This window comes from Streptomyces sp. ATLC9, assembly GCF_057196705.1.
This window is the reverse complement of sequence record NZ_JBXUOY010000122.1, coordinates 1-14914: the sequence shown is the minus strand read 5'-3', so window position 1 is coordinate 14914 and position 14914 is coordinate 1. Positions and strand designations below refer to the sequence as shown.

Below are 14914 nucleotides of genomic sequence, written 5' to 3'. Positions count from 1 at the left end.
CGGCGGCCCTCGCCGCCGCGCCACGGGTGCGGCTCTCGCGTGAACCCCGGCCGGGGCGCCGCCGTCAGCTCACGTTGATGTTGGAGCTGCCGCTGCTCCGGTAGCCCTCGGTCGCCATGATCATGTAGTAGTCGAAGCCGCCCATCCGCATCCCGGCCCGGGACCAGGCGTCGAAGTGGTTGCCGGTGGTGATGGTGCCGCCGGTCCTCTTCTGCTGCCGGACGCTCCAGTACTGGTCGAAGGTCCTGGTGCCCTCGACGGAGGGGGCGTTGTAGCGGGTCGTCTTGTAGATGTCGTACGTGCCGCCGTCGGTGCTGACCGTGCCCCGGTACTCCCCTGTGGGCCGGTAGGTGCCCCAGTTGTCGACGATGTAGTACTCCACCAGCGGGTTCGACGTCCAGCCGTACAGGCACAGGTAGCCGTTGCCCGACGGGTGGAAGCTGCCCGAGTAGCGCACGGTCCGGCGGCCGCCGTTGCCCCAGCCCTTGCCGCAGACGAAGTTGCCGGTGTTGCGCCACGAGGTGCTGTAGTTGCCGCCGGAGCCCATGGTCATGGAGACCGTTCCCGGGGCGTCGGTCCAGAACGAGTAGTAGTAGCCGTTGTGGTAGCCCGTCTGGTTCGAGGTGACGGTCTGGGCGTGGGCGGTGCCGGTGCCCGGCAGCATCAGCCCGGAGGTGGCGACCGCCAGGGCGCCGGCGCGGCCGACGAAGCCCCTGCGGCTCATCGGCTCGGGGGTGGGGGCGTCGTTCCTGTCCATGCTTCGCTTCCTCCTCGCGAAGGCCGGCCCCGGGGCCGGGCAGCGCGACACGACCCGGCGTACCGTCGGCGGCCGTGGGGGGCCACCGCGCGCCGGCGTCGTATCGACGACGGTGGGGGGGATGCCGGTCGTCGTGGGGGTGGCGACCGGATGACCGGGCCACGGCGGGTGACCCGGCTCGACAGCGGTGGGGCCTGTCGATGCCGATAGGTTCGTCCGACACCCCTGAGTTGTCAACAGTTCCCGGAAGTTTTACGAGAGTTGGCGCCCTGTTGGATCTTTGGCGAAGAAGAGTAGCTCCTGGTCGAGCAGGGGTTGTGGCTCTCGTCCGTCAGGGTGGGGTGAAGGGACTCTGGGTCTGGCGGCAACGGGAAGGACATCGCCTTAAAAATTTCCGGAAACCTTCCGAGGTGCTGAGTGCGACGCGACGCGCCTGCGCCCGACCGGCGCCGAGAAGCCGGGTGCGCTCCCGCGCGAACCCGCCCGCCCCTCCCACCTCGGCGATAGCGTTGGCTCCTACCGGTCCCCGTAGTCCTCGATCACGCGGGTCACGAGCCGATGCAGGATCCCGGCCCGGCGCCGGCCCTCCCGCTGGTTGCGCAGAACCCTCTCGGCCGTACGCAGCCGGTGCCGGGTCACCTCGGGACGGACGGCGGACAGGTCGAAGACCTGACGGGCCCGGAATCCCGTGCCCTGCCCGTCGTCGATTCCGGCCCCGCCGCCACCGCACGCGGAAGTACGGTGATCGGCTATCACGTCCGGATTGGCGGCCTGCACTCCAGCCGTCCGCCAGGATCTCCTTTGGCCGGCCCGGCTCGCGGCCCGGCCGCTGCCACAGCGACTTTGACGCAGGCTTCTTGCCCAGTCCGTCACTCGACGGCGGCTTGGAGGAGTTGTGCGAGTCCGCCGCGGCCCGCGCGGAAACCAAGAGCTTCAACTCCGCGACCGGTGCGGCCAAATCCTCATACGAGGGCTGCGGCTGCTGGATGTCGGTCACAAGATCAATCTACCTGCCCGGCAAGACAGTCTCGTGCCAGATCACCATAGCTCACCGGCCATCCAAAAGAGTTACCTTTTCCGGCGGGTCATCGGAATCATGGGCGGCACAAGCTGCCACGGTCCCATCGTCTTTGCGGCGAGCAAGAACTTCGTCCGGGTCGGCTGATCGACGAGGATCGGGCTGTCCCAGGTGAAGCCCGCACTGGATTCAGTACATGGTGCTGGGCAGAGCGACCAGATGCTTACGCCCTGAATCCGCAGATATCGATGAAATCCAGCGGGTCATCCGTCTGCTTCATTTCTTCGGCTACCCGGAAAAGGACGGTCTCCTTGTCGGTGTCCCACGGATCGATGTCGTGATCCTCGTGCTGGCTGATCCCCCCAACCCTGACTCCTCGGTCAATCAGCGCGCCGATCAGTTCCAGAGCGATCTGCCGGACCTGTGAGTCCTGAGCTCCCTTGCCTGCCAGTGTCTCGGCGGAGTCCCATACCGGGACGAAATACAATAGTCCCTTTCTTGCGTAATCGTAGAGATACTCCAGTTCTTCTTCAAATGAAGAAGTGGACATTGTGTTTACTCCTCATCGCGGGTTGCGTGGTAGCGCCTGAAGCCAAGTTCTCCTTTCAGATCCCCGGTAAAGTCGATCGTCACGTCTCCCTTCCCGCCGGAGGAGCTGAAGTTGCGGTAGTTCACGTTTCCGCCTTCCAGGTTCCAGACTTCAACGCTTCCCTTCCCTGGTACCTGCTTAATCGAGTCCGGGGCTCCAAGACTCTCGCGAATCGAGGCGCTTATTTCGTCGATCTGTTTCGGGGTGACCATCTGTACCCCCTTGCTGTCCTCGTAGCCCAAGGGGCTTCCGTCTTCGTCCAGCGTAATATTACGCAGTCTTCCGAGCCGGCTGTTCTGAGGATAGTCAGGTGTAAGGCCGAGGGGGTCGGTCCAGGTGTGGGGGTTGTGGACATAGGTGGCCGGGTTGGGGGCGGGGGCCAGGCCGAGGGGGTCGGGGGTGGTGTAGCGGCCGGTGGCCGGGTCGTAGTAGCGGAAGTAGTTGTAGTGCAGGCCGGTCTCGGGATCGTGGTACTGGCCGGGGAACCGCAGGGGTGTGTAGGTGGTGGCGTCGCGGTTCCAGGTGGTGGTGCCCCACAGGGTGGTGCGGGTGTGCCAGGCGATGGTGCCGGTGTCGTCGACGAGTTCGGTGGGAGCGCCGACCAGGTCGGTGACGATGGCGAAAAAACGCCGGTCGATCTCGCTCTGGTCGCCGGGGTCGAGGAGGCGCTCGGTCTGGGCCAGGGGAGTGAGGCCGGCGTGGTCCCAGGTGAGGGCGACCGGGTGGGGCAGCTCGGGTGAGGTGGTGGTCTGCTCGACGAGGACCGGGCCGTCCCAGGTGAAGTCCACCTGCTCGGCCATGGTTTCGCCGTCCGAGGCGAGACGCTGCTTGGCGATGCGGCGGCCCAGCGGGTCGTACAGGTAGCGCCAGACGGTGCCGTCCGGGGTGGTGACGGTGGTGAGGCGGTCCTCGGCGTCCCACTCGTAGCGCCAGGTGTCGGGCTTCCTCGACAGCCGGACGCGCTGCCGCAGGACGGTGCGGCCGGCCGCGTCGTACTCGTAGCGGAAGCGCCCGGCGCGGGTGAGGCGGGTACCGGTGTAGGCGCGCTCGCCGGTGGCGTCGGCGGCGGCGTGCCCGGCGGGCCAGGAGGCGGAGGTCTGGTTGCCGGCCGCGTCGTAGGCGTAGGTCTCGCTCCAGTCGGCCGCGGTGACGGCGGTGACGCGGCCGGCCGGGTCGAGGTCGAAGGCACGGTGGCCGGACAGGAGGTCGTCGACGGCGGTGAGGTGGCCGTCCGGCCGGTAGTGGTACGTGCGCTGCTGGACGGTGACCGCGTTCTCCGGCCCGGCGGTGAGGGCCTGGCCGGTCAGGCGCCCGGCCGGGTCCCACCACTGGGCCAGGGTGAGGTGCTCGCCGATACGGCGGGCGGTCTCGCGCCCGGCGGCGTCGTGGGTGAAGTCCAGGGTGCGGCCGGAGGTGGTCAGGGCGGTGCGGTTGCCGGCCGCGTCGTAGGCGAGGGAGGACACCGCCCCGGTGGGGGTGGTGCGGCGGGTACGGCGGCCCAGCGCGTCGTAGGACAGCGACAGGGCCCGGCCGTTCACCAGCTCGGTCTTCACCCGCCCCAGCCGGTCGCGGTGCCAGCGCACCTCCGCGTCGGGCCCGACGGCCTCCACCGGCCGTCCGGCCGCGTCGTAGGCGAAGGTGGTGACCCGGCCCCCGGCCTCCTTGCGGACCAGGCGGCCCAGCTCGTCGTGGGCGAAGGCGACTGTCTCGCCCAGCGGGGTGGTGCGGGCGGCCAGTTGACCGGCCGCGTCGTAGGAGTAGGACAGGGTGCGGTCGTCGAAGTCGGTCTCGGATATCAGGCGCCCGGCCGGGTCGTACTCGTACGACCAGCTCAGCCCCTGGGGGTTGGTGACGCGGGTCAGGCGCAGCTCTGCGTCGTGCTCGAAGGTGTGGCGCGCCCCGTCCGGACCGGTGCGGGCGGCCAGCAGGTCGAAGTGGGTGTACTCGTACGTGGTCACCCCGCCGGCCGCGTCGGTGTGACGGACGCGGTTGCCCTCACCGTCGTACTCCCAGCGCTCCTCGGCTCCGTCCGGGCCGGTGCGGCGGGCGAGCCTGCCCTCGACCGTCCACTCCAGGCGGGTGACCGCGCCCAGGGGATCGGTGATGGCGGTGGGGCGGCCGAAGGCGTCGCGGGTGTAGCGGGTGACGGCACCCATGGGGGTCCCCCCGCCGGAGGCAGGGGGAGGGTCGGTGATCTCGACCGGCAGCCCGGCCGCGTCGCAGCGTACGGACGTGGTCTGGCCCAGGGCGTCGGTGACCGAGGCCAGATGGCCGCGCCTGTCGTAGGTGTAGCGGGTGGTGTGGCCGGCCGGGTCGGTGGTGGCGGTGCGCAGGCCGCGCCCGTCGTAGGTGTGCCGCCACACCGCCCCGTCCGCCTCGCGCACCTCGGCCGGCAGGCCGAGCCCGTCGCGGGTGACGGTGATCTGCCGCCCGTCCGGGCGGGTCAGGCCGGTGAGGCGGCCCAGCTCGTCATAGGCGAAGGCGGTGGTGCGGCCCAGGGCATCGGTGACGGTCAGCGGCTGCCGGTGGTCGCCGTAGGTGTAGCGGGTGGTGTGGCCGTTCGGGTCGGTGGTGGCGACCGTGCGGCAGCGGTCGTCGATCACATGGCGGGTGGCGTGCCCGGCGGCGGTGGTCAGCGTGGTGACCTTGTGGCCGGTGTCCGGGTCGGTCCCGTCGTAGGCGATGCGGACCTGCATGTGGCCCTCGGTGCCGCCCTCGGCGACACACCGGTGCAGGTTGTCGTAGACGTAGTCGTAGCGCCGGTCGTTGGAGTCGGTCCAGGCGGTCACCCGGGCCTCGTCGTCGTACTCGAAGCGCAGCGGCCGCCCCGAGGAGTCGGCGACCTCGGTGAGGTGGCCGTCGGTGTAGCCGTAGCGCCTGACCACCTGATCGCCCAGCGACAGGGCGGTGACGCGGCCGTCCTCGACGGTCAGGTGCAGGGTGTGGCCGCCGCTGTGCTCGATCCGCAGCGGCGCGCCGGTGGCCTCGTCGTGGACGAAGAGGATCTGGTGCCCGGCTCGGTCGGTGATCTGCTCCAGCCGCGCCACACCGTCCACCCCGCCGTCTCCGTTCCCGGCGGGGGGTGCGAAGTGCCGCACCCGGCCGGTGTCCGGTTCGGTGAGGGCGTAGCCGCCGTCCGGGGTGCGCTCCAGCGGCATCCGCGCCGAGCCGGCCGACGGCAGCGTGGGCACGCCGGGGGCCGGATGCGGGTACGCCAGCAGCCGCCCGTCCTCGGCGACGAACACCACGCCCTCGGCGTCCACCTCCAGCCGCTGGTCGACGGTGGAGGCCCACGACGGCCCGAACCACCGCCCGGCGGTGTACCCGGACTCCACGTACCGCCGGAAGACCAGCGGCATCGCGCCGGGCAGGGTGATGTCCGTCTGCGGCAGGAACATCTTTCCGGTGGCCAGGTCCACCGGGTCCGTGCCGCCGGAGTCGCGCTCCTCCGGCTTGCTGCCGTGCTGCTCCGGGCCGTCCCTGTCCAGGGCGCGGCGGGCCCTGCCCGCGTCGGCGGCCGTGTCCGCGGCCTCCGCCGCGATCCGCACGCCCTTGACGCCCGCCCCGGCGCCGCCGGTCGCGACTGTCAGCGCCGCGTCGGGCGCCAGCCGGCCCAGCCCCTCGGCCGGGTCCTTCATGAAGTCGGTGACCATCTGCCGGCCGACGCCCCACGGGTCGTTGGCGGCCAGGACCAGTCCGGAGAGGGTGCTGTTGAGGCTGGTGGCGTACTCGGCCGGGTTGGCCATGTTGTACGGGTCGGTGGGGTTGATGCTGCGGACGAAGGAGACCAGGCCGGTGGTGCCCTTGATGACCCCGCCGTAGAAGTGGGAGGCGTCCATCCCGACCCCGACCACGCCGAGCTTGACCTGATCGCCGTAGGACGGTTCGGCCGGCGCCGTCTCCCGGGCGGCCCGCACGGCCGAGCGGGCCTTCTCCGCGGCGGTGTCACGCTGCTTGCGGGCCTCGGAGAGGATCTCCTCGGCCGCCTCGGCCCCGGCCGGACCCGGGTCCTTGAAGGCGGCCGGGCACACCGGCGGCGTGCCCGGGTCCTGCCCGGCCTCCACCTTGGCGTTGTACGCCTTGACGTCCTTGTTGTAGGTGTCGACCTTGGTGTTGTGGGCCTCCCGCGCGTCCTCGGACGCCTTGACGGCCGCCTTGTACTTGGAGACCGCCTCCTTCGCCCGGCCCTGGGCCCACTCCACCGTGCCCGCGAAGTCCTCCAGCGCGCCGGCGGCCTTCTCGCAGGCCTCTGCCGCCTTGAACCACTTCGGGGGCTCCTGGGCCGCCTTGGTGCGGAAGGCGTCTGCCGCCTCGCCCCGGAGGTCGCCGGAGTCCAGGCCCTTGACGCCACGCCCGACGCGGTCGAAGGCCTTGGCGAACTCCTTCAGGTGACCCGCGGTCGAGCGCAGCTTCGAGGCGCTGCCGTGGATCAGCTTCTCGGGGTCCTCCGTCTGCCCGAGCTGGAGTTCGTCGACGTCGGCGCCCATCGCGTTGGCCGCGGAGCGGGACTTGTCCCGCACCCAGTCCGCGCCGGACTCCCAGCCGGCCTCCTCCAGCAGGTCGGCACCGGCGTCCCCCAGTTTCTCGACCCCCTCGCCGATCAGCTCGACACCCTGCTCGGCCTTGTCCTCGATGACGTCGGGAACGAAGTCACGCCAGCCCATCAGCCCTCACCCCCGCCGCCCTGCCGCTGTGCCCGCTCCTCCGGTGAGGGGCCGAAGGCGTCGTCCACCGCCCGGTCGAAAGCCTGGTCGTCGACGCCCAGGGCTTCGTTGAGGAACTCCGTCCGCTCCCCGCCCTGGCCTTCGGTCAGCACGGTGCGGCCGGTGTCCTTCCAGGTCTGCGCCATCTCATGGCCGGCCTGCTGGAACGACTCGATGCCGTAGTCGGGCTTGTAGCTGTCCAAGGAGACCAGCTCGCCCCACTCCCGCTGGATGATCCCGCCCTCGGACAGGTGGGGGTTGCCGACGAAGGAGTTGGCCGCGACCTTGAAGGTGCCCTGCCAGTACTGGTCCTCGGCGTGGACCATGCCCGCCGCCAGCCCCAGCCGGGCCGCCAGCCCGTTGGCGTCCATGATCAGGGTGCGTACGCCCCAGGCCCAGTCATCGCAGAAGCCCTCGAAGTCCTTGGCCAGGCCCGAGTGACCGGCTTCCATGGCGGTCATCGCCATCGAGTCGAAGCCCGCGCCCTGCACAGAGCCGGTGGTCGAACTCCCCACTCCCTTCAGCTCGTCGATCGCCCCGTTCAGGCCCTTGGTGATGAGGTCCAGGGCCTCTTTGGAGAACTTCAGGTCCCCGTCACCGCTCACCGCGCGCCCCCGTCCCGCTCCGCGCCGCCGCTCTCCGTACCCGTGTCCACCGCCGCCGCGTCCGGCACGATGCCTCTGGCCGGCGGGAACAGCATCGAGCCGTTCTCGTCGGCGGCGTTGACCACCACCCCGGCCGGGCCGTCCATGGAAGGGATGACGACGTCCAGCAGCCGGGCCCCCAGCAGCGCCGCGTACTCCCACTCCTCACCGGGCGCGGCGCCCTTGAGACGGGCGAAGCGGGCCATCGCCGCCTCGTCGGTGAACGCGTGGATCCAGCGCACGCCCCCGTACACGGCGGTCAGCAGCCCACCGCCCATCAGCGGTACCAGCACGGCGGTACGGCGGAACTCGCCCACCATCGCGCGGGGATTCCCCCGCCCCGCGCGCACCGCGGCCATCTCCCCGACGAGTCCCACCCCGTGCCCCCGTTCGACGACCACCCCGACCGGTCGGCCAACAGTGTATTTCCGCAAAGCGGTTGACCGACCGGAATACGACAGCGTTGTGACGGTCGCCGCCAGGGCACGGTCGCACAGCCCCCGTCGGTGAGCGGCAGGAGGCGGACCGGCCGATCACCCGCCGTCGAGTCCCTCCGTACGGGCCAGCACCTTCTCCGCCAGGCCGCGGAACTCCCGATAACAGGTCTGCACGTACTTCTGCGTACTGCCGAGAGCACCGTCGGCCGCTTTGAGGTCGAACATGGGTTTCCTCGCGTCGTGCGCGAGCGGAATGAGGCTGCGACAGTTGCGCAGGGTGGCGATACGGTGCCGTTCGTCACCCTGCTCCGGGCCGCTCTCGCCCAGTACGGCCGCCGAGTGGACCCAGGGAATCCGCTCCAGCCACCGTTCGTACGCCTTCACCGGCTGAACCGCGTCCGCGGCGGTCGGCGGGCCCCGGGGGTCGACTGCGACGGGTGGGCCGCTCTCGTCGCACTCGCGGCGGGGCACTGAACCCGGTCCCGCACCGCTGCGGGCGGGACGCCGGCCGGCCCGCAGCGGTGTGAGCGGGCGGGGTCAGGCGGCCTCCGGCTCCTCCCCGGCGGAGGGCTCGGCGGCCGCCGCCGTCTCCTCCGGCCCGTCCCCGTCGTCCAGCACGATGCGGACGGTGCGGCGTCCGCCGCCGGGCCCGGCTTCGGTCAGCCGGTCGCGGATGCGGTCGTAGAGCACGACGGCCATCGCCCAGTCCGCGTCCACCTCCTCGCTCGACTTCTCGCGAGCCTTCCAGAGGCTGATCAGGGCCGCGATGAGCGAGGGCCCGGACAGGTGCGTCCGTACGTTCCCGCTGTTAACGTCCTCGACCGTTCCGGGGACGCGGAAGCGCGGGTGCTGGACGGTCTGGACGAGTAGGAACCCCCAGGTGTCGCGGTGGCAGACCAGCTCGGCGCGCGACACCCCGGCGGCGTTCAGCAGCAGCTCCGCGTGCTCTGCCAGCGGGTCGGGCGGTGTCTCCCGGCCGTCCTCCGGCCCCGGCCGCGGTCCGTTCCCGCCCCCGCCGCCCGCGTGGACGCCGTGGAGCCGCCGGCCGTCCGCCGCCGGGGGTACGGCTGTGCGGTCGGTACGGCCGCGGGCATCCTCGGAACGGTTCCGGAGCGCCCGCTCGGCGGCCTTCTTCACCGTCCTCATGCGCTCTTCCGGCGTCTCCTCGGTCTCCCCGGAGGAAGTCGCCCCGGCCGAGGTGGCCGGTACGCCGTTCCCGGTCTCCCGCCGCCCGCCGTCCGGCTCCCGCTCCACGCACTCCTCCTGTCGTCGGCTGTCCTGTGTCTCGGGTGCTTCGCTCAGTGGGGACGACGGCGGGAACCCGGCCGCCTCCCCCGTTTCGCCTCTGGCCTCGACGACCTCGCCCGCCTTGTCGGAGTCATCGGCTTCCGGGAGAGCCGGGGAGGATGTCGGGTGCATCCCAGTCCGGCCACCGGTGATCTCCAGACGCAGGTCCTTCAGGTCGCTGAGCATCCTCTCCTGCCGCCGGCGCAGTTCCCGGTTCTCCTCTCGCAGGACCATGGTCCCGGTGGAGACGGTCTCCCGGAGCTTGTAGAGCTCCTGGTCCGAGACCTGCGGCGACGGCGATGCCGACCTGTCCTCGTCCGCCTCGGCGAGCGACGTACGGACCGCCGCGACCCCCTCGTCGATCTCGCCGAGCTTCCCGCCGTAGGCGTCGAGCTTCTCCTCGAAGCGCTCTTTCCACTCTTGCCCGAACCCCACGCAACCCCCTTGTCGCTTTCAGTGACGAGCCGATCCTTTCCCTGGGCCCGATCGGGCGACGCAGGCGTTTTCCGGCCAAGACGGTTCCGCGCCGCCGGTGTTGGCGGAACGGGCGGCCCCACGCTGGGCGGTTGCCTCCCAGCACCCCCGAAGGGGTGATGGCCTGGACGTATGTACCCCGCTTCTTCCTCCCGGTCCCGCGAAACGGAAGGTGGCGGGCGGCGGACGATGGCGCGAGTCCGCGACACCGGGCCGCCTCCCGATCATGTGGGCGGCGGCCCTCGACCGGAGAGGACGCCCGCCTTGGCGAGGACCACACAACTGCGCACGCACACCGTCCGTGACGGAACGCCGGACGAGTGGGTGGAACGGTGGCGGGAGGAGATCGTCCCGCTGCGCCTGGCACCGGGCTTCACGATCGGCGGGGCCCGGGTGGACCGGGAACGCAACCGGTTCGTCCGGCTGATCTCCTACGACGGCCCCGGGAGGTTCGAGGAACGCGACGCCGTGTACTGGGCCTCGCCCCGGCGCAAGGCCATGGACCTCGACCCGGACGACTACCTCACCCACACCGACGGCCGGACGGTCGAGCGGGTCCGCTGACCGCACGCGCCGCCGCCGGCCCGTACAACCGGACCTCGTACGGGTGTTGTACGGGTCCCGGGCCGTGCCCCGGCCCGCGCGGGCCGCGTTGGACATGGCCCCCGGCGGTGACGGACGGCGGAAGCCGCCGGGGGCTCGGACGAGCGGGACGGACCTGGGGACGGAGGGACGTGAGGGCGGTGCGGGACACGCGGAACGGTCACGCGGTGCGGGTGAAGGAGGACAGCGGCGATCCGCCGGGGGTGTGGTCGGCCTACGGCAGGCTCCTTCAACACCTCAGGAAACAGGCCGGGCTGAACCAGCAGCAGCTCGGGGACGCCATCGGCTACTCGCTGGAGCAGGTCGCCCCGGTCGAGCAGGGACGGCGGCCGGCGAAGGCCGCGTTCACGATCGCGGCGGACCGCGCGCTGGGGGCGCGGGGCGTCCTGGAAGTCCTCCAGGACGACGTGGAACGGGCCAAACTGCCGCGCTTCTTCCGCAACTTCGCGCTCCTGGAGTCGGAGGCGCTGAGCCGCTTCTCCTACGATCCGCTGCTGGTGCCGGGCCTGCCGCAGGCGGAGGGCTACGCGCGGGCGGTCTTCGGCGGGCACTGCCCGCCGCTGGGCGAGGAGACCCTCGACCAGCACACCGAGGCCCGGCTCAGCCGCCAGAAGCTGCTGACGCGCGTGCCGATGGCGGAGCTGTCGTTCATCCTCGGCGAGGAGGCGCTGCGCGATCTTGTGGGCGGCCCGGAGGCCATGCGCGAGCAGTGGCGACGTCTGCTGGAGGTCAGCGCACTGCGGAACATCGAGGAGTCCGCACGACTCATCGAGCGGCTGGTGGTAGAGACATGAGCGCGGAACAGGTGACCGGCAACATGGGCGAGCTGCACTGGTTCAAGAGCAGCCACAGCGGATCGGACGGCGGGGACTGCGTCGAGGTGGCGACCGGTCCGGACGCCGTGTACGTACGGGACTCCAAGGCCGCGGGCGACGGGCCCATACTCCGGATCGGCCGGGACGGGTGGGCTGCGTTCGTCGCGCGTGCGGCGGAGCGGGGCTGAGTAAAGCCGCCGCCCCGGCCGCGTCCGCGCGGGCCCGCTACGTGCCCCGCCGCAGGAGGCGGGGGAGGAGACCGGCCGGGCCCCACCCCCGAGGGGCCCGGCCGGAGCGTTCGCGGTACCAGCGGCGCAGGCGGCGGCGCTGGTGCCGGGACAGGGTGGAGTCGGACTCCAGCAGGTGCGCGACGAAGCGCATGGCGTCCGGGCGGTACCCGCCGGTCATGGGGCGGCCGCGGGCGTAGGCGGCGAACGCCGGGCGGTAGCGCTCGCCCAGGACGCGCGGCAGTTCGGGCGCGATACCGGCGATGACGGAGGCCCGCTTGGCGACCAGCGCCCGGCGCTGGACCTCCAGCCGGGCGGGGTCGAAGCCGGCGGGCGCGGGGCCGCCGGCGACCAGGGCCCCCAGCAGGGCGGTCTGGGCGGCGGCCAGCCGGTGGCGGGCCGCGTCAGTGTCGGAGCCGGTCACGGGACCGGGTCCGGTAGTGGGGCGGGCATCAGACACGGGCGCCTCCCGCGCTCCGCGCCGTCCCCTCGAACGCGCCCCGTACGGCCGCCAGTTCGGCGGCCAGCTCCTCCCGCGGGGGGAAGTCGTCGTCGCGCTCCAGCAGTACCCCCGGCGGACCGGTGCGCGCGCACAGCTCGGCCAGCAGCTCCAGTACCGGCTCCGGCACCGGGTGGGCGTGGCTGTCGTGCCACACCCCGTCGCGCTCCACACCGCCCGCCACGTGCACGTACGCCAGCGCGTCCAGCGGCAGGCCGTCCAGGACGGCCAGCGGGTCCTCGCCGCGGTTGACGCGGTTGGTGTGGAGGTTGGCGACGTCGATCAGCAGACCGACGCCGGTGCGGTCCACCAGTTCGGTCAGGAACTCCGCCTCGGTCAGCTCCTCGCCGGGCCAGGGGAGCAGGGCCGCGATGTTCTCCAGCGCCAGCGGCACGGGCAGCGCGTCCTGGGCGATCACGACGTTCTCGCAGAGCACCTCCAGCGCGTCGCGGGTACGCGGCACCGGCAGCAGGTGCCCGGCCTCCATCGCCGGCGCCCCGGTCCCCGGCCCCCCGGCCCGGACGAACGCGATGTGCTCGGTGACCAGCGGCGCCTCCAGAGCCTCGGCCCGCTGCGCCAGCGCCGCCAGCCGGGCGGGCTCGGGCCGCTGAGCGCCCCCGAGCCCGAGCCCCACCCCGTGCGGCACCACGGTGGTGCCGCGTTCGCGCAGCCGTACCAGCGCCGGCGGAAGGTGGCCGGGGCAGACGTTCTCCGCGACCACCTCCACCCAGCCGACATCCGGCAGCGCCTCGACCGCGTCCGCGATTCCCGGCCGCCAGCCGATCCCCGTACCCAGTCGTGCCACGCCCGCCCCCCTCGACGGCTCCTCCCCGTGTGGGGTTGTCATCTCCGGGCAGAGGGATCACCAATCCCGCGCGGCGGAGTTCAGAGCTTCACCTGAGCTTTCGCCGGGGCCCCATCCCGGTCCGTTCGCGGCCGGCGCCTGTGTGTCGTGCCCGCACCGGACCGGAAAACGACGAAAATCGGACCAGTCCTCCAGGGAGAGGTACATGCTGGAAAAGTTGCAGCGCCTACTGGGGCTCCGTACGGATCCGGTCATCTTCTTCACCTCCGCCGGGCTCACCGTGCTGTTCGTGGTCGCGGCGATCTCGCTGACGGAGCAGGTCGACCGGATCTTCGCCACGGCCTCGGACTGGCTGCTCACCAACCTGGGCTGGTTCTACATCCTGGGCGTGACGACCTTCCTGGTCTACCTGCTCTGGATCGCCGTCAGCCGCTACGGCCACATCCGCCTGGGGGACCAGGACGGCCGCCCGGAGTACAGCAGGCGGACCTGGTTCGCGATGCTGTTCGCGGCCGGGATCGGCACGATCCTGATGTTCTGGGGCGTGGCCGAGCCGATCAGCCACTTCGCCGAGCCGCCCCAGCAGGGCGTCGAGCCGGAGAGCACCGAGGCCGCCCGGATGGCGATGGCCTACTCGCTGTACCACTTCGGCCTGCACACCTGGTCGATCTTCTGCCTGCCGTCGCTGACGTTCGCCTACTTCGTCTACGTGCGCGGGATGCCCTTCCGGGTCAGTTCCGTGCTGCATCCCCTGCTGGGGGACCGGGTGTACGGCACCACGGGCCGGATCGTGGACATCGCGGCGGTGATGGGCACGCTCTTCGGCGTCGCGGTCTCCATCGGTCTGGGGACGATGCAGATCAACAGCGGACTGGCGCGGCTGTTCGGCCTGCCGGAGAACTCGCTGGTCCAGGTGCTGCTGATCACCGTGATCACCGCCATCGCCACCACCTCGGTGGTCTACGGCCTGGACAAGGGCATCAGGCGGCTGTCGAACATCAACATCGTCATGGCCGTCGGGCTGATGCTCTTCGTGCTCGCCACCGGGGCGACGCTGTTCCTGGCCAAGGGGATCATCGAGAACGTCGGCGTCTACCTGTCCTCGCTGGTCTCGCTGGCCTTCTGGAACGACACCTTCGCCAACACCGGATGGCAGGGCACCTGGACGGTGTTCTACTGGGCCTGGACGATCACCTGGTCGCCGTTCGTGGGCATCTTCATCGCCCGCATCTCCAGGGGCCGCACGATCCGCGAGTTCGTCCTCGGCGTCCTCGCCCTGCCCACGGCCTTCACCATCGTGTGGTTCAGCGTCTTCGGGCTGTCCGCCATCGACATCGAGATGAACGGCGCCGGCGGGCTGGTGCGGGACGTGGTCGAGGAGGGCGACATCCCCGGCGCGCTCTTCACCTTCCTGGAGAACTACCCGCTCACCACCTTCGTCTCGGCCCTCTCGGTGCTGATCGTGGTCATCTTCTTCACCACCTCCTCGGACTCGGCGTCCCTGGTGGTGGACATGCTCAGCGCCGGACAGCGGGAGGAGGGCGGGCCGACGAGGCAGCGGGTGTTCTGGGCGATCACCGAGGGCGTGGTCGCGGGGACGCTGATCGCGGCCACCGGCAAGAGCGGCCTGGACGCGCTCGCCGAGGTGATCACGGTGCTCGGCCTGCCGTTCTTCGTCCTGGCCTTCCTGATGATGTACTCGCTGGTCCGCGCGCTGCGGACGGACTTCCCCGAGCTCACCGGCCCGCCCGCCGCGCTGCGGCGGCGGATGGAGCGGGAGCGCAGGACGCGGGAGTGGGGCGCGGGCAAGCGGGACGGCGAGGGGGAGACCTCCGGTGGCGCCGAGGGCGCCGGGGGAGAGGCCTTCGAGGGCGGGCGGTAGTCCCCTCGGCCGCCTCAGCCGTCTCGGCCGGGCCGCGCCGGGAGCGCCGGGTGCTCGGCCACGACCGTGGCCGAGCCCGGGGCGATCTCGGTGAAGCCGGCGTCGCGCACCACCGGCAGGCCCGACTCCGTCAGCCGCTCCCACTGCCCGCGCGGGGCGGCGCGGACCGCGAGC

Annotated in this window: 12 protein-coding genes and 2 pseudogenes; 4 read left to right on the top strand and 10 right to left on the bottom strand. The window is 71.5% G+C overall.

Annotated features, from left to right (window positions below):
- Nucleotides 1–64 precede the first annotated feature (64 nt).
- The 8 genes from AC2CJA_RS14575 to AC2CJA_RS14540 all read right to left on the bottom strand — a co-directional run bounded on the left by AC2CJA_RS14575 (nt 65) and on the right by AC2CJA_RS14540 (nt 9870).
- Nucleotides 65–757, bottom strand: a complete 693-nt coding sequence (locus tag AC2CJA_RS14575; protein ID WP_484603123.1) for a glycoside hydrolase family 11 protein — start codon at nt 755–757, stop codon at nt 65–67.
- 516 nt (nt 758–1273) lie between these two features.
- Nucleotides 1274–1513 carry a hypothetical protein gene (locus AC2CJA_RS14570; protein WP_484603122.1) on the bottom strand — a complete coding sequence of 80 codons (240 nt, stop codon included), beginning with the start codon at nt 1511–1513 and terminating at the stop codon, nt 1274–1276.
- 485 nt (nt 1514–1998) lie between these two features.
- On the bottom strand, nt 1999–2325 hold the full coding sequence (locus AC2CJA_RS14565) for a hypothetical protein (RefSeq protein ID WP_484603121.1): 327 nt from the start codon (nt 2323–2325) through the stop codon (nt 1999–2001).
- 5 nt (nt 2326–2330) lie between these two features.
- A complete protein-coding gene (locus AC2CJA_RS14560) occupies nt 2331–7028 on the bottom strand; it encodes a putative T7SS-secreted protein (RefSeq protein ID WP_484603120.1) in 4698 nt (1565 codons plus the stop codon).
- On the bottom strand, nt 7028–7672 hold the full coding sequence (locus AC2CJA_RS14555) for a hypothetical protein (RefSeq protein WP_484603119.1): 645 nt from the start codon (nt 7670–7672) through the stop codon (nt 7028–7030). Before AC2CJA_RS14555 ends, AC2CJA_RS14560 begins: the two co-directional genes overlap by 1 nt.
- Nucleotides 7669–8088 carry a hypothetical protein gene (locus AC2CJA_RS14550; RefSeq protein WP_484603118.1) on the bottom strand — a complete coding sequence of 140 codons (420 nt, stop codon included), beginning with the start codon at nt 8086–8088 and terminating at the stop codon, nt 7669–7671. Before AC2CJA_RS14550 ends, AC2CJA_RS14555 begins: the two co-directional genes overlap by 4 nt.
- Before the next feature lie 156 nt (nt 8089–8244).
- A complete protein-coding gene (locus AC2CJA_RS14545) occupies nt 8245–8532 on the bottom strand; it encodes a hypothetical protein (RefSeq protein WP_484603117.1) in 288 nt (95 codons plus the stop codon).
- Nucleotides 8533–8685: 153 nt separating this feature from the next.
- Nucleotides 8686–9870 (bottom strand): hypothetical protein, encoded by a 1185-nt coding sequence (locus AC2CJA_RS14540; RefSeq protein ID WP_484603116.1) that lies wholly within the window; start codon nt 9868–9870, stop codon nt 8686–8688.
- Nucleotides 9871–10173: 303 nt separating this feature from the next.
- Between AC2CJA_RS14540 and AC2CJA_RS14535 the strand changes: the two genes are divergently transcribed.
- From AC2CJA_RS14535 to AC2CJA_RS14525, 3 genes are all read left to right on the top strand, one after another.
- Nucleotides 10174–10473: an NIPSNAP family containing protein gene (locus tag AC2CJA_RS14535; RefSeq protein ID WP_484603115.1), complete on the top strand. Its 300-nt coding sequence runs from the start codon at nt 10174–10176 to the stop codon at nt 10471–10473.
- A gap of 179 nt (nt 10474–10652) precedes the next feature.
- Nucleotides 10653–11306 (top strand): helix-turn-helix domain-containing protein, encoded by a 654-nt coding sequence (locus AC2CJA_RS14530; protein WP_484603114.1) that lies wholly within the window; start codon nt 10653–10655, stop codon nt 11304–11306.
- Nucleotides 11303–11515, top strand: a complete 213-nt coding sequence (locus AC2CJA_RS14525; protein ID WP_484603113.1) for a DUF397 domain-containing protein — start codon at nt 11303–11305, stop codon at nt 11513–11515. The genes AC2CJA_RS14530 and AC2CJA_RS14525 overlap by 4 nt, the downstream gene beginning before the upstream one ends.
- A gap of 37 nt (nt 11516–11552) precedes the next feature.
- Here AC2CJA_RS14525 and AC2CJA_RS14520 read toward each other — a convergent pair.
- Nucleotides 11553–12858: pseudogene (locus AC2CJA_RS14520) on the bottom strand (MbnB/TglH/ChrH family RiPP precursor modification enzyme).
- Between the two features lie 205 nt (nt 12859–13063).
- On the opposite strand from AC2CJA_RS14520, the gene AC2CJA_RS14515 reads away from it, so the two are divergent.
- A complete protein-coding gene (locus AC2CJA_RS14515) occupies nt 13064–14740 on the top strand; it encodes a BCCT family transporter (protein WP_484603112.1) in 1677 nt (558 codons plus the stop codon).
- A 14-nt stretch (nt 14741–14754) separates the two neighbouring features.
- Here the strand turns inward: AC2CJA_RS14515 and AC2CJA_RS14510 are convergent.
- A pseudogene (locus tag AC2CJA_RS14510) lies at nt 14755–14914 on the bottom strand (peptidyl-tRNA hydrolase); the annotation flags it as partial.

Coding starts and splice junctions, on each gene's coding strand:
- AC2CJA_RS14575 (WP_484603123.1), bottom strand. CDS start 757: ATGGACAGGAACGACGCCCCCACCCCCGAGCCGATGAGCCGCAGGGGC.
- AC2CJA_RS14565 (WP_484603121.1), bottom strand. CDS start 2,325: ATGTCCACTTCTTCATTTGAAGAAGAACTGGAGTATCTCTACGATTAC.
- AC2CJA_RS14560 (WP_484603120.1), bottom strand. CDS start 7,028: ATGGGCTGGCGTGACTTCGTTCCCGACGTCATCGAGGACAAGGCCGAG.
- AC2CJA_RS14525 (WP_484603113.1), top strand. CDS start 11,303: ATGAGCGCGGAACAGGTGACCGGCAACATGGGCGAGCTGCACTGGTTC.
- AC2CJA_RS14515 (WP_484603112.1), top strand. CDS start 13,064: ATGCTGGAAAAGTTGCAGCGCCTACTGGGGCTCCGTACGGATCCGGTC.